Origin of the sequence: Streptomyces triticagri (assembly GCF_003429565.1) — a bacterium.
In the GTDB taxonomy this organism is placed as follows: Bacteria; Actinomycetota; Actinomycetes; order Streptomycetales; family Streptomycetaceae; genus Streptomyces; species Streptomyces triticagri.
Map to the genome: position 1 here is coordinate 16,613 of NZ_QUAK01000232.1, position 24,255 is coordinate 40,867.

The 24,255-nt window shown below is 70.7% G+C and carries 18 protein-coding genes; 9 read left to right on the forward strand and 9 right to left on the reverse strand.

Features of this window, described 5'->3' with window-relative positions:
• Positions 1–106 precede the first annotated feature (106 nt).
• Positions 107–1,804 carry a 2-trimethylaminoethylphosphonate dioxygenase gene (gene tmpA / locus DY218_RS30980; protein WP_128559490.1) on the forward strand — a complete coding sequence of 566 codons (1,698 nt, stop codon included), beginning with the start codon at positions 107–109 and terminating at the stop codon, positions 1,802–1,804.
• A gap of 29 nt (positions 1,805–1,833) precedes the next feature.
• Here tmpA and DY218_RS30985 read toward each other — a convergent pair whose 3' ends face one another.
• The 3 genes from DY218_RS30985 to DY218_RS30995 all read right to left on the reverse strand — a co-directional run bounded on the left by DY218_RS30985 (position 1,834) and on the right by DY218_RS30995 (position 3,777).
• The gene (locus tag DY218_RS30985) at positions 1,834–2,565 is read right to left on the reverse strand and encodes a GntR family transcriptional regulator (protein WP_233521989.1); all 732 of its coding nucleotides are present in this window, start codon (positions 2,563–2,565) and stop codon (positions 1,834–1,836) included.
• A gap of 154 nt (positions 2,566–2,719) precedes the next feature.
• Positions 2,720–2,908: a DUF397 domain-containing protein gene (locus DY218_RS30990; RefSeq protein ID WP_128559492.1), complete on the reverse strand. Its 189-nt coding sequence runs from the start codon at positions 2,906–2,908 to the stop codon at positions 2,720–2,722.
• Complete coding sequence (locus DY218_RS30995) at positions 2,905–3,777, reverse strand: helix-turn-helix domain-containing protein (RefSeq protein WP_128559493.1); 873 nt, start codon at positions 3,775–3,777, stop codon at positions 2,905–2,907. Before DY218_RS30995 ends, DY218_RS30990 begins: the two co-directional genes overlap by 4 nt.
• A gap of 163 nt (positions 3,778–3,940) precedes the next feature.
• Here DY218_RS30995 and DY218_RS31000 point away from each other — a divergent pair, with 163 nt between their 5' ends.
• The 5 genes from DY218_RS31000 to DY218_RS31020 all read left to right on the forward strand — a co-directional run bounded on the left by DY218_RS31000 (position 3,941) and on the right by DY218_RS31020 (position 10,885).
• On the forward strand, positions 3,941–4,453 hold the full coding sequence (locus DY218_RS31000) for an ATP-binding protein (protein WP_128559494.1): 513 nt from the start codon (positions 3,941–3,943) through the stop codon (positions 4,451–4,453).
• A 75-nt stretch (positions 4,454–4,528) separates the two neighbouring features.
• A complete protein-coding gene (locus DY218_RS31005; RefSeq protein WP_128559495.1) occupies positions 4,529–6,424 on the forward strand; it encodes a DUF4357 domain-containing protein in 1,896 nt (631 codons plus the stop codon).
• Entirely contained in the window at positions 6,421–7,662 is a 1,242-nt protein-coding gene (locus tag DY218_RS31010) for an McrC family protein (protein ID WP_128559496.1), read from the forward strand. Before DY218_RS31005 ends, DY218_RS31010 begins: the two co-directional genes overlap by 4 nt.
• Before the next feature lie 334 nt (positions 7,663–7,996).
• Positions 7,997–9,787 (forward strand): TerD family protein, encoded by a 1,791-nt coding sequence (locus DY218_RS31015; protein WP_128559497.1) that lies wholly within the window; start codon positions 7,997–7,999, stop codon positions 9,785–9,787.
• A gap of 45 nt (positions 9,788–9,832) precedes the next feature.
• Positions 9,833–10,885 carry a PASTA domain-containing protein gene (locus DY218_RS31020; protein WP_128559498.1) on the forward strand — a complete coding sequence of 351 codons (1,053 nt, stop codon included), beginning with the start codon at positions 9,833–9,835 and terminating at the stop codon, positions 10,883–10,885.
• 77 nt (positions 10,886–10,962) lie between these two features.
• Here the strand turns inward: DY218_RS31020 and DY218_RS31025 are convergent, their stop codons facing one another.
• From DY218_RS31025 to DY218_RS31045, 5 genes are all read right to left on the reverse strand, one after another.
• The gene (locus tag DY218_RS31025; protein ID WP_128559499.1) at positions 10,963–13,011 is read right to left on the reverse strand and encodes a galactose-binding domain-containing protein; all 2,049 of its coding nucleotides are present in this window, start codon (positions 13,009–13,011) and stop codon (positions 10,963–10,965) included.
• A gap of 131 nt (positions 13,012–13,142) precedes the next feature.
• Entirely contained in the window at positions 13,143–13,745 is a 603-nt protein-coding gene (locus tag DY218_RS31030) for a TetR/AcrR family transcriptional regulator (RefSeq protein ID WP_128559500.1), read from the reverse strand.
• 357 nt (positions 13,746–14,102) lie between these two features.
• Complete coding sequence (locus tag DY218_RS31035; RefSeq protein ID WP_128559501.1) at positions 14,103–15,293, reverse strand: amino acid deaminase/aldolase; 1,191 nt, start codon at positions 15,291–15,293, stop codon at positions 14,103–14,105.
• 7 nt (positions 15,294–15,300) lie between these two features.
• Entirely contained in the window at positions 15,301–16,776 is a 1,476-nt protein-coding gene (locus DY218_RS31040) for an aldehyde dehydrogenase family protein (protein WP_128559502.1), read from the reverse strand.
• Positions 16,777–16,779: 3 nt separating this feature from the next.
• A complete protein-coding gene (locus DY218_RS31045; protein WP_128559503.1) occupies positions 16,780–18,174 on the reverse strand; it encodes a D-arabinono-1,4-lactone oxidase in 1,395 nt (464 codons plus the stop codon).
• Positions 18,175–18,413: 239 nt separating this feature from the next.
• On the opposite strand from DY218_RS31045, the gene DY218_RS31050 reads away from it, so the two are divergent.
• Positions 18,414–19,334: a LysR family transcriptional regulator gene (locus DY218_RS31050; RefSeq protein ID WP_128559504.1), complete on the forward strand. Its 921-nt coding sequence runs from the start codon at positions 18,414–18,416 to the stop codon at positions 19,332–19,334.
• Positions 19,335–19,480: 146 nt separating this feature from the next.
• Here the strand turns inward: DY218_RS31050 and DY218_RS31055 are convergent, their stop codons facing one another.
• Entirely contained in the window at positions 19,481–20,053 is a 573-nt protein-coding gene (locus DY218_RS31055) for a TetR/AcrR family transcriptional regulator (protein WP_158574171.1), read from the reverse strand.
• Between the two features lie 161 nt (positions 20,054–20,214).
• Between DY218_RS31055 and DY218_RS31060 the strand changes: the two genes are divergently transcribed.
• Together DY218_RS31060 and DY218_RS31065 are read left to right on the forward strand one after the other, a co-directional pair.
• Positions 20,215–22,281 carry a neutral/alkaline ceramidase gene (locus tag DY218_RS31060; protein ID WP_199566910.1) on the forward strand — a complete coding sequence of 689 codons (2,067 nt, stop codon included), beginning with the start codon at positions 20,215–20,217 and terminating at the stop codon, positions 22,279–22,281.
• Between the two features lie 260 nt (positions 22,282–22,541).
• Entirely contained in the window at positions 22,542–23,834 is a 1,293-nt protein-coding gene (locus tag DY218_RS31065) for an oxygenase MpaB family protein (protein ID WP_128559506.1), read from the forward strand.
• Positions 23,835–24,255 lie beyond the last annotated feature (421 nt).

A 24,255-nucleotide genomic window follows, 5' to 3' on the forward strand; every position in this document is an offset into this window, starting at 1 on the left:
GCGCGGGGCCCCGGTACTGCTGCGGCTCGCCCGCGCCTGTACTTTCCGATGACCGGTGAGGCAAAGTTGTATGTACAACTTGAGTCCGTCGAGGAGACCCGCCGCGATGCCCGTACCGTCCAGCCCGGCCGTACCGTCCCTTCCGTCGCCCGAAGACCTGCCGGCCGTCTGGCTGCGCGACAACTGCCCCTGCGCCGGGTGCCGCGACCCGCGCAACGGACAGAAGCTGTTCCAGATCACCGACCTGCCCGAGGACCTCGCCGTCGCCGAGGTGCACCGGCAGCCGGAGTCGGCCACGGCCGGGGCGCAGTTGGAGGTCGTCTGGGCCCCGGACGGCCACCGCTCCCGCTACCCGGGCGCCTGGCTGGCGGAGCACGCGCCCGGGACACCCGCCGGCACCCTCGACCGCCGCACCGAGGCGGACAAGTCGCTGTGGCGGGCCGCCGATCTGGCCGGCCGGCTGCCCGAGGCGAGCTGGACCGCGTACACGGACGACCCCGCGGTCCGCGCCCGGGTGCTGAACTCCGTGGTGCGGCACGGCTTCGCGCTGCTGCGGGACGTGCCCTGCGAGGACGGCCAGGTGCTCCGGGTGGCCGACACCTTCGGCTACGTACGGGAGACCAACTACGGCAAGCTGTTCGAGGTCCGCGTCGAGCCCGACCCCAACAACCTGGCGTTCACCGGCGCACGCATCACTCCGCACACCGACAACCCGTACCGCGACCCCGTACCGACCCTGCAGCTCCTGCACTGCCTGGCCAACGCGGCCGTCGGCGGCGACTCGGGTCTCGTCGACGGCTTCCTGGCGGCCGGCCTGCTGCGCGAGGAGGACCCCGCGGCGTACCGCACCCTGACCCGCACTCCCGTGCCGTTCCGCTTCTCCGCCGCGGACACGGAACTGTCCGCGGACCGCCCTCTGATCGACGAGGATCCGCTCGGCCGGATCCGCGAGGTCCGCTTCAACAACCGCTCCATCGGCACGCTCCGGATGCCCGCCGCCGACCTCGACGCCTTCTACCGCGCCTACCGCACCTTCGCCGAGATCCTGCTCCGGCCCGAGCTCCAGCTGGAGTTCCGCCTCTCCCCCGGCGACTGCCTGATCTTCGACAACGTCCGCCTGCTGCACGCCCGTACGGCCTTCGCCGAGAACGGCGCGCGCCATCTGCAGGGCACCTACGCGGACATGGACGGCCTGGCCGGCACACTGGCCGTGCTGCGCCGCGACCCGGCCGTCGCCGCCGAGAGCTTCCTGGACGAGCTGGGCGAACTCTTCGCCGGTGAGGGCGCGGCGGAGTACCTCGGCGAGGAGGTCACGATGGCGCAGCACATGCTCCAGTCGGCGGCCCGCGCCCAGCAGGACGGGGCCCCAGACCACCTCGTGGCGGCGGCCCTGCTGCACGACATCGGCCACTTCCACGGCCCGCTGCACGGCACGGACCTGATGAGCGGTACGGACAACCGGCACAGCCACACCGGCGCCGACCGTCTGACACCGTGGTTCGGCCCCGAGGTCACCGAGCCGGTACGACTGCACGTCGCCGCCAAGCGCTATCTGTGCGCCGTCGAGCCGGCGTACTTCGGCGCGCTGTCCGAGGCGTCGGTCCACACGCTCCAGGTGCAGGGCGGGCCGATGTCGCCCGAGGAGGTCGCGGCGTACGAGGCGGGCCCGCACGCCGAGGACGGGGTGGCCGTACGGCGTTGGGACGACCTGGCCAAGGACGCATCGGCCGCGACGCCGGACTTCGCGGACTTCCGACCGCTGCTGGCGCGGCTGCTGCGGGAGCGGCGACCGGGGGCGCAGTGAACTTCGGGCGCTGAACGGCCACTTCGGGCTCAGCCCGACGGCGGCATCCCGGGCCGCCGGGCAAGCGTGCCGGCCGCTGCGGAGCTGTGCACGGTGAAGGCGACCGTGCCCGGCAGGTAGCGGTCCTCGGACCACTCGATCGGGGCGCCGGCCGGATCCGTGCTGCGGCGCCGCTCCCGCAGCAGCGGGTCGCCGGGCCGGCAGCCGAGCAGTTCGGCGTCCTCCTCGTCGGCCCGGACCAGATCGACGGTGTGCTGGGCGTCGGCGAACAGCACACCCTGCTCCTCGAGCCGCACGGTGTGCGAGACGGCGCCCTCGTCCAGGCCGGCCACGAGCGCCCCTACGGCCTCGGGATACACGGTCCGCTCGACCATCACCGGCCGCCCGGACAGGCTGCGGACGCGCACCATCCGACAGACCCGGGCGTCCTCGGCAAGGCGCAGCTGCTCGCGCTCCGCGGCGGTGGCCCGCTCCTCGTTCTCGACGCGGACGATCCTGCTGCCGGGCTCCTCGCCGATGGAGCGGGCCCAGCGGGTGAAGCTGAGCAGCTCGCCGAAGCTCTGCACCTGCGAGGTGCGCAGGACGACCCGGCGGGTCCCGCGGCGCGAAGTGATCAACCCGTCGGCCCGCAGCACGGACAGCGCCTGCCGGACGGTGCCGCGCGAGACCCCGTACCGCTCGGCCAGCTCCCCCTCGGCGGGCAGCCTCCCGCCCGACCCGTACGCCCCCTCGGTGATCTCCCGCCCGAGATCGGCAGCCACCTTCCGGTACAACGCCCCGGGCCGGGCCCCGCCGTCCACCACTGCCGCTCTCCCGTACGCCGTCCGACCGTCGCCCGCGCCGATGCGTGCTCGCCCGAGCCTAGGCGATCCGCCGTCCACGCAAGTTGTACAGCCAACTGGCAGCGATCCTCGTCTACCGCGCGGCGAACTCCACGAACCGCTGCCACCCCGCCCGTCCGACCGCGAGGTGCGGTCGCGCCACATCCTTGGAGTCCCGTACGCGGACGGCCTGTTCGGTGACGGCGACCTCGACGCAGCTGTCGCCCTGAGTACCGCTGTAACTGGACTTGAACCAGGCGAGTTCTGTCGTACTCGTACTCATAGCTCTCCTCGCAGTCGCTCAAGCAAGGCCCGCGATTCCTTGGGGTTGAGGGCCTGCGAGCGCAGTGTGCCATAGCACTGACAGAGGAGGCTCACCTCTTTCGCACCGGAGATCAGCCGCCCGTTCTGCTGCCCCTCCGAGTACGCGAGGCGGCGGCATTCGGGTGTCTCCAACAGCTGCACGGGCCCGTCCAGACAGGCATGGAACTCCACGTCCACCGGCATGACTTGAAGGGTCACATTGCGCGGCGCGCTCAGCTCCAGTACGTGATCGAGCAGGCCCCGCGTCACCGCCCGGCCACCGAGCCCGCGCCGGAAGATGTGTTCCTCCACGATGAAGCTGAACGGCACATTCGGCCGGTCGGCCAGCATCTTCTGCCGGTCAAGTCGAGCGGTGACCTGCGCCTCCAACTGCCGGTCGGAAAGCGGCGGAACGCTGTTGTGGAACACCGCCCGCGCGTAGTCCTCCGACTGCAGCAGCCCCGGCACCAGGCGGCACTCGTACGTGCACAGGCTCACCGCCACCCGCTCAAGACGGGCCCACCGGCGGAACCACGTCGCGAGCCCTGCCTCGCCCCGGGACAGATGGCGTGCCGCCTTCCGCAGCGCGCCGGTGTCGCCCAGCACCTCCTCCGCCCGCTCGACGAAGGCCCCGTCCGGCATCCGACGCCCCAACTCCACCGATTCCACCGTGTGTTTGGAGAAGCGGACCCGCTCGGCGAACCCCGCCCTGCTCAGCCCCGCATGCTCCCGCAGCGCCTGGACGACCGCGCCGAACGTCCGCAGGCTGTCGGACGGCCCCGGCTCCCGCTCGCCCGGTTCATCCCGTTCGTCCCCCAACTCGACTGTCCCGACAGAGTCATCGGTCATACGCGGCCACCTCCGGATACGTACAGGCACCATCCCCGCGATCGACAGCACCCAGCGTGACGACACCCACCCCGTACAGTCCACACCGCGTGCCCGTACGCTGACTCAGCGTACGGGCGCGGCCTCTGTCGCCCGGAGCCCGCCACCGGCAACCGTGACCCCCATGACCACGGCACATCACCAACTCCCCGGCTCCGTCCGCACCTTCGGACAGCTCCTGTCCGCGACCCGGCGCGGAGCCCGTCTCGCCCGGCTCCTTGCCACCGCGCAACTCCACACCTGGGGCGCGCCGTCCGCCCTGGTCGACCGTGCGGAGCACGTCGTCTCGGAGCTGGCCGCCAATGCGGTGCGGCACGGCCGGGTACCGGGCCGCGACTTCCGCCTGGCCCTCACGCTGACCGAGGGGGCGAGGTCCACGGCGGGCCGCTGCATCGCCCTCGCCCTCCTCGTGGAAGTCACAGACGCCCTCGGCGAACGACTGCCACGCCCGGATCCCACGCCATCCCCCTCCAGGGACTCCGGCCACGGGCTGCTCCTCGTCGCCCACTTCGCCGACGCCTGGGGCACGCGCCCCTTCCCACCCGGCGGCAAGACGGTGTGGGCGGAGCTGTGGACCGTGCCGGGCCATCAGTGTCAGTCCTCCCCGTTACGCTCCTCCGTGATCGACACCGACTGAACCGACACCGACTCAACCAGCACCGACTCAACCGACATCGACCGAACCGACACCGACGAGCGCGAGGCCTGCCCCATGGCGGACGAACACGACGAATACCCGGAGTTCTTCCTGCACTTGCCGAACGGCGGCCCGGTCGCCCGCGGCCGGCAGACGGACGAGATGGGGACGAACGGCAGCCGGAAGTTCGTGCTCAGCCCCGGCCAGCCCGTGCGTGCGGATGTGGTGCCGTCGTTCGCCACTCGCGTGCCGTCCGCCCACCGGCTGCGCGAGAAGCTGATCGCCGAGGAGCGGATCGGGCCCTCGGAGACCTGGCCGGACTGGCTGGAGACCAAGGCCGAGATCACCTTCAACTCGCCCTCCGAGGCGGCCGCGGTCCTCAAGGGCAGAAGCACCAATGGCTGGACCAGCTGGAAGACCCAGGACGGCCACCCCCTCGCCGACTACATGCCCAGCATGGGCTGGGGCCCCGCCCGCACCTGGCTGGTCCGCGGGTCGCACGGGTCCGGCCCCGATCCCGTCAAGGAGCTGTGGCTGCCGCAGGGGCGCGTCACACTCGCGGCGTCGCGTCTGCGGCCAGGCGTGGAGCAGGGCATCACCAAGGACAAGCTGCGCACGTTCGTCCTCGAGGACTACGGCGCCACGCTGACGTACAGCCAGCAGCAGGACCTGGTCGAGGAGCTGCACGCCTTCCTCTCCCGGATGAGCCCGGGCGACACCGTGTGCACCCTCTCCGAAAGCCTCCTGTACGTGGGCGAGATCACCGGCGAGGCACAGCAGACCGATTCCGATGACCTGCGGTCGAGCCTGAGCCGCCCGGTGGACTGGGGCGAGACGGGATACACGTACGCGGAGCTGCCGGAGGATCTGCAGCAGAAGCTCCACAGCCGGCACGACGTCGTCGATCTCACCTCCGTGCAGTCCGTCATCGAGGGTCTCGGCCTGACCGACGAGGAGCTGGCCGACGAGGCCGAGGCGATGGAGCGCGACCCCGGCGGTGAACACCCGGCGCTCACGGCCCGTCGTGAGCTGGAGCTCCCGATCCCTTCCCGGGCACTCGCCGCCGAGCTGCACGTGCACGACGTCGAGTGGCTGCGCGAGGTGCGCGATCTGCTGTGGGACGAGAAGCAGTTGGTGCTGTACGGACCGCCGGGGACGGGCAAGACGTATCTCGCGATGAAGCTCGCGGAGGCGCTCGGGGGCGGTCCGGAGCAGGCGCGCGTCAAGCTCGTGCAGTTCCATCCCGCGTACGCGTACGAGGACTTCTTCGAGGGGTTCAGGCCGCGCGAGCACCCGGAGACCGGCGAGGTGGCCTTCCGGCTCACCCCGGGTCCGCTGCGGGAGCTCGCCGATCTCGCCGACCGCGAGGGCAGTCGCCACATCCCGCACTTCCTGATCATCGACGAGATCAACCGCGCCAATCTCGCGAAGGTCTTCGGCGAGCTCTACTTCCTGCTCGAGTACCGCAAGCGGTCCGTCCGGCTGACGTACTCCGACGACGACTTCGCGCTTCCCGCCAATCTCTTCGTCATCGGCACGATGAACACCGCGGACCGCTCCATCGCCCTGGTGGACGCGGCCATGCGCCGCCGCTTCGCCTTCGTCGAACTGTCCCCGCGCACCGAGCCCACCAGCGGACTGCTGCGTCGGTGGCTCGCTGCGGAGGGCAGGCACGCCGAGCCCGCCGACCTGCTCGACGCTCTCAACGCCCGTATCGACGACCCGGACTTCCGGATCGGGCCCTCGTACCTGATGAAGAAGAGTGTGTACCGCGAGGGCGGACTCGACCGCACCTGGCGGACGAAGATCCTGCCCCTCCTGGCGGAGCACCACTACGGCGCGGGGGTCGACATCGAGCGGCGTTACGGCCTCACGGCGCTGCGGCGGGCACTTCGCGCGACGGACGCGACAGACACACCGGGCGCACCGGACACACCGGGCGCGACAGACACACCGGACGTGTCGGCATGACTGCCCTGGTCACGGTCGAGCTCGTGGAGCACGCACCGGCGGTCAGTCACCCGCTGCCCGACGTCCTCGGGCGTGCCCTGGCCGACTCGGACATCGTGGCTGCGGCCCCCGACCCGTATGCGGCGGGCCATTGGCAGCTCAAGGCCGGAAGCAAGGTCGGCGCCGTGCAGGTGTCCGCGCCGGGAGTCGACCACGCCGTCACGATCCGTGTCACGCCGAAGGTCGCGATCCCGCGCCTCTTCTTCCTGCTCGGCTACAGCCTTGATCCGGGAGCCAGTTGGCGCGCCGGAGAGGTCGATGTGGCGGCGCATCGTGAGCTGATGCCTGCGCTCGCGCACGCCGTGGAGCGCCAGATCGACCGTGCGCTGCGTCAAGGACTGCTGCAGGGCTATCGGGTGGCCGAGGAGACGGCCCTGGTCGTACGCGGCCGCAACCGGCACACGGACCAGATGCGGCGCCACTTCGGCGCCACGCTGCCGGTGGAGGTGGCGTACGACGAGTTCACGGCGGACATCGCAGAGAACCGCATCCTGCGCGCGGCCGTGGAGCGGCTCCTGAGCATGCCGGGCGTTCCGCACGAGGTGCGCCGCCGGCTGCTCCACCAGCGCGTCCGCCTCGCCGACATCTCCCCGCTGGTGCGCGGCCACCCGCTGCCCGAGTGGCGCCCGACCCGGCTCAACGCCCGCTGCCACCAGGCCTTGCACCTGTCCCGGGCCGTGCTGGACGGCACGTCCGCGGAGCACCTGCCGGGCGGCCTGCGCATCGACGGGTTCCTGTTCGACATGAACCAGCTCTTCGAAGACTTCGTGACCACCGCACTGCGCGAGACGCTCCGGGACACCCCGCTGACCGCCCGGCTCCAGGATCCGCACCACCTCGACGACGACAGCCGGATCCGTATGAGACCCGATTTCGTGCTGTACGGATCCGACGGCGCGCCCGCGGCCGTCGCGGACGCCAAGTACAAGGCGGAGAAGCGAGGCGGCTTCCCGGACGCGGACCTCTACCAGATGCTCGCGTACTGCACGGCGCTGCACCTCCCCGAAGGCCACCTGATCTACGCGAAGGGCAACGCCCCGCACGCCGCCCACCGCATCCGCGGCTCCGGCATCGTCATCCACCAACACGCCCTCGACCTCGACCAGCCGCCCGAGCACCTCCTCTCGGACATCGCACGCCTGTCACGGGCGTTGGCGGGGAGGCGGGGTGATCAGCCGCGCCTCCGCATACGTGAGTAGGGGTAGCGGCCAACTCCACGCCTACGCGGCGGCAGGCGGGGCCTCACATGGCGTCGAGCCCACACGCCGGTGCGATCGCGATCCGCCGAGGGGGTGCCCCCTACATGATCAGCGTCTTCGAGAGGGAGGCGGAGGCGGACGGTTGGCGGCGCCCGGCCCCGTGCCGAAGCCGACCGGCCACCCGTACAGCGACCGAACAGAGGACCAAAGACCTGGCAAAGGTGACGAACGGCCATGAGGCACTTCGCGCACCGGTGGAAAGATGTCGGGACGACGATGCGCGGTGACGTGGTGCGCGCATCGGTGGGGTCCGAGATGCCGGGAGGGGCGCGCTATGGGGTTCGGGTTCAGGGTCGGCGTGCCCGGCATGCGCGTGCGGGTGTCGACGCGCGGTGTGCGCACCTCGGTGGGGCCGCGCGCGGCCAGGGTCAGTTTCGGTGGTGGCAGCGGGAGCCGGATCTCGACAGGTGTCGGACCGTTCTTCGCGTCCACCACTGCGGGTGGCGGCGGCGGTCGACGCGGGTCGCAGGGTCGCCGTACGACTTCCGGACGGACCGCGGCAGGGTCGCAGCGCCGCACACCCGGCACGGCTGACCTGCAACGCGACGCCGAGACAGCCGAGTTCGAGCGCTTCCGGGAGGACAGCCTCGGCGCGCATCTCGAAGAGTTCTCCCCCGCGGGACCTCCGGACGTCCCCCTGCCGGGACAGTTGACCGAGCGCTGGGCGCAGCAGGAGGCCAAGGCCTTCCACATGCAGGGACTTTCCCTCCGCGACCGCGCCGCCCGCGCAGCGGCGAGACAGCGCGCCGAGTCCGATGCCCGCGCATATCTGGCCGCGGAGCAGGAGCGCATATCGGGCATCCACGAGAACCTGCAGCGCCAGGCGGCGATCTGGTGGCAGGACCTGCTGCGCAACGAGCCCGCCCCGGTCATCGAGGCCCTCAACCACGCCTACGCCGACAACCGCGCCGTCGCCTGCGCGGTCGGCGTGCACGGCGACACGGCCTCGGTCGTCATGCGCCAGCCCGACGCGGACAGCTGGCCCGCCCGGGTGCCGGGGACCACACCCGCGGGGCGCCCCACAATGAAGGCGCTCAGCAAGCGGGACCGCAACCAGTGGTGGCTGCAGTCCATGTGCTCGCACATCGTCGCCACACTCCGCGAGGGCTTTGCCGTCGCGCCCGGCCTGCAGGCGATCGACATCGCGGTGCTGACCCGGGTCCCGGCCACACAGCGGATCGGGATCGTGACCTACGGGACCTGGACCCGCAGCCGGATCGAGGCAGCGCACTGGCGTACGCCGGAGGATGCGGTGCAGGTGCTCGACCTGGCTGACGAGGTGGAGTGCGCGGTCACGGCGACGCCGACCGGGATCAAGGCCCTGGATGTGCGCCGAGTGCCGGGCCTCGCCGAGCTGCTTGCCCACACCGACGATGCCCCGGCGGACGCCGGCGCCCTGGTGGACATGGACGAGGCACTCACGGCTGCGACGCAGGAGCCCGAGCCCGCTCCCGACCCGTACGCTCCGGTGCCGTTCGCCCAGTGGGTGGCCGGGTCCGCGCCCGATGCGGAACCGCCCGCGCCGGCCGGCACAGCCCCGGCCACGCGGCCCGAAACCGCCCTCACCGCAGGCGAGAACACGCAGATCGAACTGGACGGGCGCGGAGAAGTCTCCGTCGGATGCCACATCACCGGCATGCCGCTCGATCTGTCGCTGCTCCTGCTCGACGACGGCCGTCGCGTCCCCACGGACGCCGAGTTCATCTTCTACAACCAGCCGCGTTCCGCGTGCGGCTCCGTCCGCCTGTCGGCCGGTGGCGCGACCGCGGCACTGCACGAGGTCCCGCCGTACGTCCGCACGATCGCGATCGCGGTGAACGCGGACGTCGACTCGGGCGCGACCTTCGCGGCCCTCACCGCGCTCCAGCTCCGCGTCACCGCCGCCGGCCACACGTACCGGTACGGGCCTGCCGTGGACCAGGGGCTCCGGGCGATGGTTCTCGCCGAGCTCTACCGCGCGCCGGGCGATCCGTCGGGCACGACGTGGAAACTCCGCGCAGTGGGGCAGGGCTGGTCCGACGGCCTGGCGGGCCTTGCCCGCGACCACGGCGTGGACGTCGGCTGACGCCTCCCTCCTCATCCCTGCAGCAAGAGCCCGAACGGAACGCGCATGTCCTTCGCCCAGTGGAGCCAGAACCCGCAGGCTCCGATACCACCCTCGCCCTCGCCCGCCGCCCGACTGCCCTGGCACCGCCGTACCGGCTGGGTGATCGCCGCCCTCCTTCTGCTGCCGCCGCTCGGCTGGATCCTGGCGTGCCTGAAGCGGGAGTGGACGCTCCCGCGACGGCTCATGGCCACCGGGCTGTCGGTGGTGTGGCTCCTCGTGATCCTGCCCTCGGGAGGTGGCAGCACGGACCCGGACAACAACGGGAGTACGGGGAAGAATCCGGCCGCCACGGTATCGGCGAAGGCGACCCCGAGCCCGGCCGCCCGGACCGCTGTGCAGGTCCCCGAATTCGTGGGCGAATCCCTCTCGGACGCCAAGTCCGCCGCGGTGGCTGCCGGGTTCGCCCGCGTGACGTCGCATGACGCGTCCGACGGCGACAGCGGCCAGCTGGTGGACAGCAACTGGACGGTCTGCTTCCAGAAGCCGAAGTCCGGCACGAAGTCCGCGGATCCGGCCTCCACCGCAGTGGCCCTCGGGGTGGTGCGCACCGGCGACCCCTGTCCCGCGTCCGACGGAGAGCCGATCCCGTATCCGAAGATGCCGGACGTCGTCGGCAAGACCTACGAAGAGGCGTCCGAGGCTCTCGCCGATCTCGGCCTGACCGATGTCGACGCGACGAGCGCCTTCACGGACGTCGATGTCCCGAACAATCCGGCCGACTGGAAGGTCTGCTTCCAACACCCGGCCGCCGGCAAGAAACTCACGCGGGCCGAATCGACCTCCGCCGAACTCTCCCTCGTACGCCCGACCGACACATGTCCGGGCACCGAACACACCCGGCGCCACACCCCAGCCCCCGACCCCGCTCCGGACCCGGACCGCGGCTCCTCGACGGGCGGCGGCTCCTCCTCCGGCGGAGGCGGAGGCGGAGGAGGAGGAGGCGGCGTCGGCACGGTCCACCCGGGAGCCTTCTGCTCCCCGCCGGGCGCGATCGGCACCTCGAACGGCAAGCTCTACACCTGCAAGGGCCCCGGCCAGAACCGCTGGCGCCGGTAGGCGCGATCGAATTGCACCGGCTGAACAAGCCCGCGTCCGGGACCCGCTGGTCCCGGACGCCCCGCAGGCGGCTGGCCTCACCGCCCGTGTACTGCCACCTCCTTGAGCGAGTAGCCGTACTTCGTGGCTCGGTCGGTGCCGTGGATGCGTAGGTAGCGTGCGGTGGTCGGGGTGAAGTCGGCGGTCTCGAGGCCGCCTCGGCCCTTCGTGGTCTGCCACACCGTGCGCCAGGTGCGGTTGTCGTCGGACACCTCGATGCGGTACGCCTCGGCGTGGGCCGACTCCCAATCCAGCAGCACCCGACCGATGTTCTGGGCGCTGCGCAGGTCGACCGACCACCACTCGTCGTCGTTCCAGTCGCTGGCCCACCGGGTGGCGCCGTCTCCGTCGACGGCGCGGCCGGGCTTGTAGCTCGTGACGAGGGAGAACTCGCTGCTGCTCGCCGACGCGGCACCGCCCCTTGCCAGGTTGGCCGGCCGCTGCCAGTCACCGGTGGCGTTCCAGGTGTCGAGGTACGACTGGGCGCCGTGCAGCAGCTCGCCGACGAGCGGGTCGCCGCCGAGCCGGCGCACGTCCTCGACCCAGTCCGGGATCAGCCCCGCGTGGGCGCCGCCGTCCGTGTTGACGTCCCAGACCCGTTCGCCGCTCTGCTGGCGGTCCACCAGCGGGCCGTCCGGGTAGGACCGGAACGGATAGGTGACCTTGTCGGGTGCGTCGTCACCGCGCGGCGACGGGTGGCTGCCGAGGCCGTTGAAGTCGGTGCCGTAGCCGAGCCCGACGCCGTACTTCTTGCGCAGGTCGGCGGTTGCGGCGGCCTCCTCGACGAACGCCTTCGAGTCCAGGTCGTAGGAGCCGACGAAGCCGCCCATGCGGTACAGCCGTTCGGTCCAGTTGCGGTCCATCCAGCTGTGGCTGGAGACGATGCCCGGATACTGCACCGATTCCATGATGTCCATGGCCCGCCCGGCGGCCTTGACGCTCATGTGGTCGACCTCGACCATCATGCCGCGGTCCATCATGCCGTCGAGGGCGTACTCCCCGAGCCGGGTGAGTCCGCGGGTGTTGCACTGCGCGTCCTCGTCGTACTTCGGCACGCTGGTCCCGCTCGGCAGCTTCGCCTCGATCTCGGGCACCGCGGCCGAGCCGATCGGGTTGTCGTGCTGGGGGCCGGTGCACTTCTCGGTCTTCCAGAAGGTGCCGGTGGAGAGGAACTGCCCGACGTTGATGATGGTGCCCTGCGTCCCCTCGTCGAAGCGCACTCCGCACAGCGCGTTGTCGAACTTGTGGCAGAGGAACATGCTGCTCACGCCGAGCGACCGGAGTTCGTCGAGACCCTTGTCGATGTCGGACTTGCTGCACTGGGCGATGTCGAGCACCTGCTTGCAGCCGAAGGGTTCGGAGGTCTCCACGCCCAGGACCACGGCGAGCTTGCCCGCTTCGATCACCTTCCGCGCCTCGGCGGGAGACTTCACGATCCGGAACCAGCCCTTTCCGGAGCCGCCGTACATCTCGTCCACGAAGTCCTGCATCTCGTAGGTCTTCTCGGCCTGCAGCCGGATGGAATCCATCTCGTCGCAGCCGCGGTCGCGGACGTAGATCGAGCAGATGACGCCGTTGGACGTCAGATCGGTGACCAGGACGCGCTGGCCGGCGCGCCAGGCGCGTTCGAGCCAGGCGTAGTAGTTCTGCTGGTGCGACATCGTGGTGTAGCTGGGCCAGTCCTTGAACGTGGGCCAGCCCACCGGGTCGTGGTGGCCGTCGGGGTCGACGGTGAGGTTCTCGAGCAGTGCGCCGGCACCGTCCGGGTAGTGCTCGGGGCAGTCCTTGAGAGCGTCGGCCACACCCTCCTGGGAGAACGGCTTTCCGCAGACCAGCTTGCCGCCGAAGGCCTCGTTGGTCATCACGTGGTTGTGGGTGTCGACGAATCCGCGTACGTCGCCGTTCGCGTCGGTCCCCGTGAACGGCTCGCCGCTCACATTGACCTGGGAGTCGGGGACGGGCCGTTCGGCCGGCTCCCACCAGGGGCGCTCGGCGGCACCCGCCCCGCCGGCTCCCAGGCCGGAGAGAAGCAGTGCGACGAGGGACAGGACGAGGGCGACTGCGCCGCCCGTGCGCGCTCTCTTCATGCGTCTCTCCCGAGGCGTGGGGTGGGGCGCAGACTAGAGTTGGTCAAACGACCTAGTCAATAGACCCAGTCATGCCTGGTACAAGGCGAACCCGGCCTGAAACGGGACCAGTTGGGGCCCTGGGGCACGGGTCAGGCCCGGCCGGCCAGCTCTGCCACATGGCGGGCGACGAGTTCGAGCGCCTCGCCGGCCGCAGTCGCGTTCCCCTCGTTGAGATAGAGCAGTGTCACGCCGTCGAGCGCCGCGGTGACATAGCGCGCCAGAACCGGCACCGGCACGCTCCACTCAAGGCGCTCGCCGTCGTCGCCGGTGAGTGCCTCGATGAGGCGGGTGTTGGCCGCGAGGTACGTCTCGTACTGCCGCTCCGCGACGACGGCGAGGCCGGGCTGGCGCGCGGCATACTGGGTCAGTTCGTAGGTGAGGCGGTGCTCGCCCGGTTCGTCGACGACGTGCTGCCAGTAGGCGCGCATCGCGCGGCACAGCCGCTCTTCGAGTGCACCGCCGCCCGCCACCTCGGACAGCGCCCGCTCCAGGGTGTGGCCGGTGATGACCGCGATGACCTCGCCGAGCAGCTCCTCCTTGGAGCGGAAGCAGTAGTGGAAGGAGCCCAGTGGCATATCGGCCTCGGCCACGATCGCGCGCGTGGTGGCGGCCGAGACGCCGTCGCGGACCATGACCGCGATCGCGGCGTCGACCAGCCGCTCACGTCGTTCGCTCGCCGCAATCCGGTTCATGGGTCGACTCCTTGCTCGTACCTGGCTGCCGCGGGAGGCGGTGCCCGCGTCGGGTGTCATTGTTCCCGCGCGTCATTGTTCCCGGACTGTCTTGGACATTCGACCAAGTCGATTGACCGGTTCTCCGCTACGAGCCGCGGTTCGGCCGCGCGGGTAGCGCTCCGCCGGCGCCGAGCCGCCCCGAACCGGAGCGTAGACTCACCGCCTTCGGGCACTTACGCACGGGAGCCGGGGCCGTCCGCCGGGCCGACTCATGGGCTTTCAGAGCCATGCCGACTAGCGGCATCCATCGGAGCCCAGCCTTCCACCAGGACCGGATCCCGAAGTACACAGCGAATTGTGCGCCAGACGTGCGGATCACAGCAGCGCCTGGCCCTCTCCCCGATAGGTGGGCAGCGCGGCGGTGATGCGGTCGCCGTCGACGAGGTGGAGTTCGTTGACGCGTTCGCACAGTTCGCCTGCCTTGGTGTGGCGGAACCAGACGCGGTCGCCGATGGCGAGGTGTGCCGCGCCGGGGCCGGTGAGCGGGGTCTGGACCTCGCCGGCGCCTTCGAGGCGGGTGAGACGGAGGCCGGCCGGCCAGACCGGGGTCGGAAGGCGGTCGGGTCCGGCGGCGCCGGAGGCGGTCCAGCCGCCGCCGAGTACGGTTGCGCGCTCCGGCGCGGGGCGGCGTACGACGGACTGGACGAAGAACGCGGCGGGGCGCGGCCGGAAGGTGCGGTAGGTGTCGAAGAGGGTGGGTGCGAAGAGGCCCGAGCCGGCGCCCAGTTCGGAGACCGCGGACTCCGATGCCGTGGTCTCCAGACTGCCGGTGCCGCCTCCGTTGACGAACTCGAGCGGCGCCACCTCGCGCACGGCGCGGATCGCTGCCGCGCGCCGACGGCGCAGCTCCGTCCGGGATGCGCTCTGCAGGGCGCGGACGGCCGCACGTCGAAGGGGTGAGCCGGGTGCGTTGTCGCCGACGCCGGCGATCTGCGCTTCGTACGACATGACGCCGACCAGGCGCAGTCCGGGGCGCCCGGCCACGGCGCGGGCGAGGTCCCGTACCTGGTCGGGGCTGTGCAGCGGGGAGCGGTGGGTGCCGAAGTGGAGTCTGCCGCGCAGGGGTTTGAGCGAGGCGTCGAGGTCGAGGCAGATCCGCAGTGGGTGACCGCCGGCTGCCGCGGCCGCGGCCGTCCGATCCAGGTGTGCCGGGCAGTCGGCCATCAGTGTGATGCGGTCGGCGAGCTGTCGGTGGGCGGCGAGGCGGCGCAGGGCGTCGTCGTCGGCGGTCGGGTAGCCGACCAGGATGTCGTCGAACTCCTCGGCCAGCCAGAGGGCTTCGGGCAGGGTGAAGGCGAGGATGCCCTGATATCCGGGCATCGCGAGCACATGGCGGATGATCTCCCGGCAGCGTACGGACTTGCTGGCGAGGCGGATCGGCTTGCCGCCGGCGCGGCGGCGCATCGACTCGGCGTTGTGCTGCAGAGCCTGCAGATCCAGGACGGCGAACGGTGGTCGGAGATGGCGGGTGGCCCTCTCGAGGGCGGTGAAGTCGGCTGCGTACACGGGGCGGTCAGCCCTTCTTGTGCAGGAAGCGGGTGAGCTGCAGCGGGATCCTCATGTCGCGGGCCGTGCGGGCGAACGAGAGCAGGTTCGCGGGGGCGCGGAAGCGGGTGCGGGCGACCGCTTTGGGGCGGGCGAACTCGCGCAGGCCGTCCGCGCCGTGGATCCGGCCGAAGCCGGACTCGCGGGTGCCGCCGAACGGCAGGGACGGGACGGTGGCGAAGGACTGCACCGCGTTGATCGAGGACATGCCGGTGTGCAGACGATCGGCCAGGGCGACGGCGGTGCGGCGTCCGGCGAAGACGGCGGAACCCAGGCCGTATCGGGAGGAGTTGGCGCGGTCGACGGCTTCGTCGAGGGTGCGGACCCGGTTGATGATGAGCGTGGGGCCGAACGTCTCCTCGGTGAGGGATTCGCTGTCCTCGGGGACGTCCACGAGCACCACCGGATGGACGAAGGGCGGCCGGACGGACTCGGGTCCGCCGACAACGGCCCGGCCACCGCGGGCGATCGCGTCCTCGATGTGGCGGCGGATGACGGGTATCTGGCTCGGCATGGTGATCGGGCCGATCTGGGCCCGCGGTTCGGCGCCCACCCGGACGCGGCCGGCGATGGCCGCCACCCGTTCGACGAAGGCGTCGAACACCGCGTCCACCACGTAGGCGCGTTCGATCCCGACGCAGGTCTGGCCGGCGTTGCCCATCGCACCGAAGGTGATCGCGTCGGCCGCCAGATCGAGGTCGGCGTCGGCGGCCACGATCGCGGCGTCCTTGCCGCCGGCCTCGATCAGCACGGGTGTCAGGGACTCGGCGCAGGCGGCCATCACGCGCTTGCCGGTGGCGGTGGATCCGGTGAAACCGACCTTGTCCACGTCGCTGCGGCAGAGCGCGGCGCCTGCGTCACCGAACCCGGTGACCGCCCCCAGCACCGCCTGCCCGCCCACCGCCTCGACGAACGTCTCCACGAGCCGGAGGCCGACGCCGGTGGCGAACTCGCTCGGTTTGAAGACGACGGTGTTGCCCGCGGCGAGGGCGTAGGCGATGGATCCCATGGGGGTGAAGACCGGGTAGTTCCACGGGCCGATCACCCCGACGACTCCGAGCGGCAGGTGGCTGACGCTCGCCGCCAGGTTGAACCCCAGGAGCCCCGAGGGCACCCTGCGCGGACCGAGCACCTTGCTCGCGTGCTTCGCGGCCCAGTCCAAGTGGTCGACGGAGAGGATGAGTTCGAGTCGCGCGTCGTCGACGGGCTTGCCGGTCTCCTGGTGCATCAGCTCGGCCATGCCGTCCAACTCGCGGACCAGGACGTGCTTCCAGTGCAGCAGGTGCCCTCTGCGGCCGGCGAATCCCAGCCCCGCCCACCAGTCGGCGGCGGCGCGCGCCCGGCGTACGGCCGCGTCGACCGCCGCGGTGTCATCGACGGAGTAGCGGGCGAGGAGTTCACCGGTGGCGGGACTGTGAGATGCGAGGGATGTCACGGTGGTCATGAGTCAGGTCTCCCGTCGGGCGTCGTCGCCGAGGACGGTGTCCTCGTGTTGCTTGCCGAGCAGTGCCGGTTCCGTCCCGGACGGCCCGGTGTCTGCGCCGACGGGTCCGAGGACGCGGGCGATGTAGTCGTTGGTGAACATGCCGTCGGGGTCGAGGCGGGCGCGTACGGCCTGGAACTTCTGCCAGGCGGGATAGCGCGCGGCCAGCGTGGCGGCGGTCTGGAAGTGGCGCTTGCCCCAGTGCGGCCGCCCGTCGTACTCGTCCATGATCGCCTCGACTGCGCGGAAGAACGCCTCGTACTCGGCCCGTACGACGTGGTGGACGGCGAGGTAGGCGGTGTCGCGACCGTGGGCGGTGGACAGGAACGCGTCGTCGGGTGCGGTGAAGCGGAGCTCGACCGGGAACAGCACCGGAAGGCGCCGGTCGGCGATCAGAACTCTGACGCGTTGCAGGGCCTCGGCGGCATACGTGCGCGGAATCGCGTACTCCATCTCCGTGAACCGCACCCGCCGCTCGTGCGCGTAGACCCGGTGGCTGTCGCCGAGTTGCTCATAGCGGCCGATGACGCCGCTCATGGCGCGGGCTACGCGGGGCGCGGCACCGGGCACGAGGCGGCCGAGGTGGCAGGCGGCGCCGAGGCCGACATTGCTGAGCACGTCGTCGTTCCACCACGCGGCCAGGCGGCCGGGCGGCGCCGCGGGTCGGTCGGTGCGGCGCGAGGCGTAGGTCAGGACCTTGTCGGTGTGCGGCAGCGCAAGGACCTCGAAGTGGTCGTGTTCCGCGACGAGTTCGTCCAGCTCCGCCAGCACCTCCGTCACCGGGCGAAGCTCGTCGACCCGATGGATGCGGAAGGCGGGCACGCAGCGCAGCGTGTACTGCGAGATCACGCCGAGCGCACCGACCGATACCCGCGCCGCGCGCCAGGCATCCGCGTCGCGTGCCTCGTCGATCTCGACGACTTCACCGGTGGCGGTGGCCAGTCGGCAGCCGACGACATTGGCGGACAAGTTGCGGAAGCGTTCGCCGGTGCCGTGGGTGGCGGTGGCCAGCGCCCCGGCGAGCGACTGCTTGTCGATGTCGCCCTGGTTCTCCAACGCGAGGCCGTGCCGGTGGAGTTCGGCGGTCAGACGGTGCAGCTTGATGCCGGCCTCGACCTTCACCAGGCCCGATTCCGTATCGACGTCGAGTACGCGCTGCATGGCGCTCTGGTCGACGATGGCGCCGTCGGTGAGGCAGGTGTCCGTGAAGGAGTGCCCGCTGCCGACGGGGCGCACCCGCAAGCCGTCGCGGCCCGCGCGGGCGATGGCCTCGCTGAGCTGCTCCTCGTTCGCGGGGCGCTCGATACGGGCGGGCGTGCAGCTTTGCTGGCGGGCCCAGTTGCGCCACGTCACAGCCATATTCGGTCTCCTTCACGGGGACGGGTCGCTACCGCTCGCAGGCCGGGATCGATACCGGCGGCGCTGTCTGTCGCCAGGAGCAAGGCGGTCGGGAATGCGGTCGAGAATGCGGTCGAGAATGCGGTCGGGAGTAACGACGGAGACGGCCGGTGCCGCCGTATGGCCAGCAAACCTAGGCGCGCTGTTTTCGCGAGGGAAACAACGAGTTGAGCGTGCGCCTACAATCAACGGTTGTGGATGTGGCAACGCAGAAACTGCGGAACTTCGTCGTGGTGGCCGAGGAGCTCAATCTCAGCCGGGCGGCACCCCGCCTCTTCGTCACGCAACAGGCGCTCAGCAAACAGCTCCGCGACCTCGAGGAGTCCCTCGGCGTACGGCTCTTCGACCGCTCCACGCGCAGCATGGCACTGACCTCGGCCGGGGAGGCGTTCCTGGCCTCGGTCCGCGAGACCCTCGCCGCGCTGGACGCCGGCGTTGCCGCGGCGCGGAGCGCGGGCCGCAAGATGTCGGGAACGGTCCGCCTGGGGTTCCTCATGGGCGGTGCGCTGGAACTGACCACACCGATCCTGGCCGCGTTCTCGGCGCAATGTCCGGACATCCGGCTCGAGTTGCGCGAGACCGGCCTGGATGACCCGTCCGCCGGACTGGCCGACGGGTCATCCGATGTCGCGATCGTCCGGCTGCCACTGGACCTGCCGGATCTGGACTGGGTGCCGCTCTTCGTGGAGCCCTTGGTCGTAGCGCTGCCGCCGCACCACCGTCTGGCCGACCGGACCGGCCTCACCGCCGAGGACGTCATCGACGAACCCCTCGTCGTCGGCCGTACGACCGATACCGTCTGGCGGCGCTACTGGACCTTGGACGACCAGCGGGGCGGGCACCCGCCCGACGACATCCGGGAGACCACGACGCCCACCGAAGAGCTCCAACTCGTCGCCGCCGGCCTCGCCTGCTCGATCACCGTGGCCGGGGCCCAGCGCCACACGCCGCTGGCCGGCGTGCGGTACATCCCGCTCACCGGTGTGCCCGGTTCGACGGTGGCCGTCGCCTGGAGACGAGGGTCGCGCAGCCCGGGTGCGAAGCAGTTCGCGGCTGTCGCACGGCAGGTCCGGGACCGGGAGACCGAGATCGTCCGCGCCCTCGAGACGCCGCCCGCGTGACGAAGCCGGCATCCTGTCGAGGAGATCGCCGACGAGCTCACCGAGATCGCGACGGGGCGCTTACGGATCGCCGACTGATCCGAAGACGCGTGGGGTGGCTCCTATACAGGTGGCTCCTGATCGGGTGGCTCCTGATCGGGTGGCTCCTATTCGGGTGCGGGTGAGGCTTTGAGGCCGGCCACGAGGGCGGCGAGCGCCTCGGCGAGGTCGATGCGCAGGTCGTCGACCGCCAGGCGGCGCAGCTCGAGCCCGTCGATGAGCCCGCCGAGCAGGGGTGCGACTCGGTCGGCTTCGGGTACACCGATGGCTTTGAGGGAGGCGGCGGCGACGCGGTCGTAGGCGGCGTAGCAGCGGGCTGCCGCCGCGCGCAGACTCTCGTCGCGTGTGGCGTAGAGGTACAGCTCGAGTTGCGCGGTCTGTGCGCGCCGGGAGGTTCGGGCCTCGATGGCGTCGCGCGCGTGGCCCAGCGCCTCGTCGACGCTCATGGTGGAGCCCTCGACCTGCGCGGTGATCACCGCGAGGCGGGAGATCTCCGCGTCGACGAAGGCGCGCAGCGCCTCACCGAGCAGCTCCTCCTGCGAAGAAAAGTGGTAGGTCAGCGTGCCGAGCGACACCTGAGCCGCGCGCGCCACCGCGCGGTTGGTCAGGCCGGCGATACCGCGCTCGCCGATGAGCTCCAGCGCCGTGGCGAGGATGCGGGTGCGGACGTCGGTACTCAAGGGTGCTCCTGTGATCGTGCGTCGGCCGGCGCGGTCACACCGTAACCGTCCACTGCCGGGCCGATTCCACGGAAGCGTAAATTCCTCACTCTCGTTCGTTCGAGCGAACGACACCCGTGGTACGTTCCCCCGCATCGCACACGTCCAGTGAGGTGGTTCACATGCACGTGCTTCGCAGATCGGCCGCGTCCCCACGCCCTCGCGCACTGGCCACAGTCCTGGCTCTGACTCTCGGCGCGGCCACACTCCTCGGAGCCCCCGGCCCCGCTCACGCCGCCGGGCCGGAGGCCGACAGCGCATCGCCCTACCTGGTCGGCCGCGCCGTCGCGGACATCACCGGTGAACCCGAGGACTCCGACAAGGCGGGCTACTTCGCCCCGATGGTGAGAACCCACGGCCTGCACACGCGGTTGCGGGCGCGGGCGTTCGTCGTCGTCGACCGGGCGAGCGGCAAACGCGTCGCGGTGGCGGTCGCGGACGCCAACCACATCGACGACGCCATCCGCGAAGAAGTGCTGCGCCGGCTGCAGAGCCGGCTCGGCGACACATACACCCGCGAGAACCTGCTGCTCACCTCGACACACACGCATTCGGGCCCCGGCGGCCACATGCACGACAACCTCTACAACCTGGGCAGCTTCGGCTACAAGGACCAGAACTTCGAGGCCAACGTCACGGGCATCCACGAGGCGATCCTCGCCGCCCACGGAGACCTCGCACCCGGCCGACTCGACATGGGCGGCGGCGAACTCGAGGACGCCAGCGTCAACCGGTCCAAGGCCGCCTTCGACCGCAACCCCGCGGCCGACCGCGCCTTCTTCCCCGACGCGATCGACCCGCAGACAACCACGCTGAGCCTCAGCCGCGACGGCGCGCCGGTGGGGGCGATCAACTGGTTCGCCACGCACGGCACTTCGATGACCGGCGACAGCACCTATGTGTCCGGGGACAACAAGGGATACGCCGCCTACCACTGGGAGCGCGAGGTCAAGGGTGTCGATTATCTGTCGCCGGCCGATCCCTCGTTCGTCTCCGCATTCGCACAGACCAACGCCGGTGACATGACGCCCAATTTGAATCTCCGGCCCGGCAGCGGCCCGACCGATGACCAGTTCACCAACACCGAGATCATCGGCAGTCGGCAGTACGAGGCGGCCGAGGCCGCCGTCGACCACCCGGCCGGCCCGGTCGACGGCCCGGTCGACTCCCGGTTCACGTACATCGACATGGGCAGCACGACCGTCTCCCCGACATACACCGGTGACGGCCGGACGCACCACACCTGCAGCGGCGCTCTGGGGACCGGCTTCGTGGCCGGTTCCAAGGAAGACGGCCCCGGGGTCGACCTGATCAACGAGGGCAGCGACGACAACCCTGTCTTCGACCTGCTCGGCGCGGCCCTCTACCGCGCGTCCCCGGCACTCAAAGCGTGCCAGGCACCCAAGGACATCGTCATCCCCAGCGGCGATCTGCAGCTGACGCCGAACGTGGTGCCCCTCCAACTGGTCAGGATCGGACAGCTCTACCTGATGGCCGTGCCGCAGGAGTTCACCATCGTCGCGGGTCTGCGGCTGCGCCGCACCGTCGCTCAGATCGTCGACGCTCCCCTGGACAACGTCCTGGTGGCCGGATACTCCAACGGCTACGCCGGCTATGCGACCACGCCCGAGGAGTACGACAAGGGCGACTACGAGGCCGGTCACACCATGTTCGGCCGCTGGACCCTGCCCGCCTACCAGCAGCACATGGCCGCGCTCGCCCATGACATGAAGGCCGGCAGGCCGACACCGGTAACCATCACACCTCCCAGCCACTCCGCGACGCTGCTGAACGCACCGCGGACCCCCTGGTTCGACGCCGCCCCGCCGCGCCGCCGGTTCGGTGATGTCCTTCAGCAGCCCGCGGCCACGTACCAGAGGGGACAGCAGGTCGAGGCGCGCTTCGTCGGCGCCCATCCGAACAACGATCTCCTGCACGGCTCGACCTACCTCACCGTCGAGAAATCCACCCCCGACGGATGGGTGCGAGTGGCGGACGACGGCGACTGGGCGACCCGGTTCCAGTGGGCCAAGACCGGCGTGGGCACCTCGGCGTTCACGGCCACCTGGGACATCCCGCACGCCGCCGAACCCGGCACCTACCGCATCACGTACCGCGGACGCTCCCGCCAACTGCTCGCGCAGCCCGAATCGTTCACCGGCACCAGTCGCACGTTCCAGGTCGACTGACGGTCCCCGGAGGGTCGACGTGTCCCACAACTCCCCGCGTCCGGGCCCGCATCGCCCGGGGACATACCCCCGCCCGGCGCTACGGCGACGGCGCCCCGCGGTGTACGCCACGTTCGCGACCGGCGAGCTGCGCCGGCAGACGACCGGGCCCGCACACACGGCCCCAACCACGAAGCCCGCAGACGACCGGACCGCACCCGACTCCGAAGGAGCACACTGATGCGCTGTGCGGTGCGCACCGATCCAAGGACGACGACGCCATGACTGTTCACTTCCCCCGACTCGCGGAACGGGCACGGTCCCAAGCGGTCCACCAGCCCGGCCTGTACGGCGACTTCGACTTCACAGTCCTGCCTCACCGGCTGACCATCGACCCCGCCGACGCCAGCGCGCTGCCCGCCTGGGTCGCCGAGCGGGCGCCCTACCTCACAGACGAACCCACCGTTGAACTGATCCGCACCACAACCCTGCTCGGCGACGTCATCGCAGACCCCTACGCCGCCCTGGTTGCCACACACGGCACGAAGCAGCTCATCTCCATGCTGTGCACTGCCTGCCGCGACGGCATCGACGCGGTACCGGACGCGCCGCCCGAGCTCGTCCGGCTCGTCGAAGCAATGGAAACCCCGCCGCCCTGGATCGACATGGACCTGGTCGAGGAAGGTGCCCGCGCGGCGCGCGTCCCGGCGGCCTTCCTCTCCCCGTACTTACTGCGCGGCGCGTTCCTCGCCACCTTCACCAACACCTACGCCGCCCTGCCCATGACCCTCACCGGCGCGCTCTCGAGCAAGCGAGCCGCTCGCCGGGTACACCACACGGCCGGCTTCTTCGCCGTCACCACCATGCCCGGCGCCCTCGACCGCCACGGCGCCGGCTTCGAAGCAGCAGCGATGGTGCGGTTCATGCACTCGCTCACCCGCGTGCAGGCCCTGCGCCGCCCCGGCATCTGGGACCGCGCCGTCTACGGCCTGCCGATCCCCCAGATCGACCAGATGCCCGCCGGGCTGATCAACACCTACATCCTCGCCCGAGCCGCCCTCCGTCGCCGGCGTCCCGCATTCACCCACCGCGAGCGAAGCGTCGCGGAGTTCGCCCGCTACCGGTGCTTCCTCCTCGGCCTCCCCGAAGAGCTGCTGCCGACCACACCCGAGGCCATCGTGCACCTCTTCCACGCGCGCGCCGCGCTCCTGCGCGACGGCTTCGACGACGCGACCTGCGGTGCCCTCGTCCGCACAACCATGGCCGCGCAACTCCACCAGGGCCACGGCCTCACACCCCGCCTCACCGAATCCGTCGAACGCTCCTGGAGCAAGTACTTCTTCCGCCAGGCGTTCTGCAACGGCAACACCTCGGCCGCACACGCCATGAGCGTCGACGTCACCCGCACCGACGCACTCCGCGTCACCCTCACCGCACCGTTCATCCTCGGCCGCTACCTCATCGCCACCGCAGCAGGAAACCAACCCCGCCTGACGCGCCTCACCGACGCGTACACACTCCGCATCCTGCAACGCCGGCTCACGGCCTACGGCATGCCACCCTCACAAGCCTGAAGAACTGATGCACGCGACATCCCAGAACGGCAAAAACCAAGGGCCCGACCCCGAGGAGCCGGACCCTATCTGACCTGCACGTTTACCAGATCAGTGACGTGGCGGTACGTCAGTGGCCACACATTGAAACGGAATCCGCTACACGTTGAACCTGAACCTTCAAAACAGCGCTCCCACCTGCGGAAACTTTCCCTCAGGTGATCGTATCCAGCACCCATCCAGCACCGTCGGGACTCATCCAGCACGTCAAGCCGCGGAGACAGACTCGCCTGACTCCTCGACCGCCGGACGCATGGCACTCTGCATGACGTCTCGGCAACGACCCCACGCCTCGGGGACTAGGCTGTGTCCTGGCGATCACGAACGGAGCCAAATGACGAGTGCCGCTGTGGTGACGGTGCCGAGGTAGACGTAGCCGCGT

Excerpts from the sequence above, each read along its gene's own strand:
- DY218_RS31025 (WP_128559499.1), bottom strand. The coding sequence starts at position 13,011 with ATGAAGAGAGCGCGCACGGGCGGCGCAGTCGCCCTCGTCCTGTCCCTC.
- DY218_RS31015 (WP_128559497.1), top strand. The coding sequence starts at position 7,997 with ATGGGGTTCGGGTTCAGGGTCGGCGTGCCCGGCATGCGCGTGCGGGTG.
- DY218_RS31020 (WP_128559498.1), top strand. The coding sequence starts at position 9,833 with ATGTCCTTCGCCCAGTGGAGCCAGAACCCGCAGGCTCCGATACCACCC.
- DY218_RS31010 (WP_128559496.1), top strand. The coding sequence starts at position 6,421 with ATGACTGCCCTGGTCACGGTCGAGCTCGTGGAGCACGCACCGGCGGTC.
- DY218_RS31060 (WP_199566910.1), top strand. The coding sequence starts at position 20,215 with ATGCACGTGCTTCGCAGATCGGCCGCGTCCCCACGCCCTCGCGCACTG.
- DY218_RS31045 (WP_128559503.1), bottom strand. The coding sequence starts at position 18,174 with ATGGCTGTGACGTGGCGCAACTGGGCCCGCCAGCAAAGCTGCACGCCC.
- DY218_RS31005 (WP_128559495.1), top strand. The coding sequence starts at position 4,529 with ATGGCGGACGAACACGACGAATACCCGGAGTTCTTCCTGCACTTGCCG.
- DY218_RS31030 (WP_128559500.1), bottom strand. The coding sequence starts at position 13,745 with ATGAACCGGATTGCGGCGAGCGAACGACGTGAGCGGCTGGTCGACGCC.
- DY218_RS31065 (WP_128559506.1), top strand. The coding sequence starts at position 22,542 with ATGACTGTTCACTTCCCCCGACTCGCGGAACGGGCACGGTCCCAAGCG.
- DY218_RS31000 (WP_128559494.1), top strand. The coding sequence starts at position 3,941 with ATGACCACGGCACATCACCAACTCCCCGGCTCCGTCCGCACCTTCGGA.
- DY218_RS30990 (WP_128559492.1), bottom strand. The coding sequence starts at position 2,908 with ATGAGTACGAGTACGACAGAACTCGCCTGGTTCAAGTCCAGTTACAGC.
- DY218_RS30995 (WP_128559493.1), bottom strand. The coding sequence starts at position 3,777 with ATGACCGATGACTCTGTCGGGACAGTCGAGTTGGGGGACGAACGGGAT.
- tmpA (WP_128559490.1), top strand. The coding sequence starts at position 107 with ATGCCCGTACCGTCCAGCCCGGCCGTACCGTCCCTTCCGTCGCCCGAA.
- DY218_RS31040 (WP_128559502.1), bottom strand. The coding sequence starts at position 16,776 with ATGACCACCGTGACATCCCTCGCATCTCACAGTCCCGCCACCGGTGAA.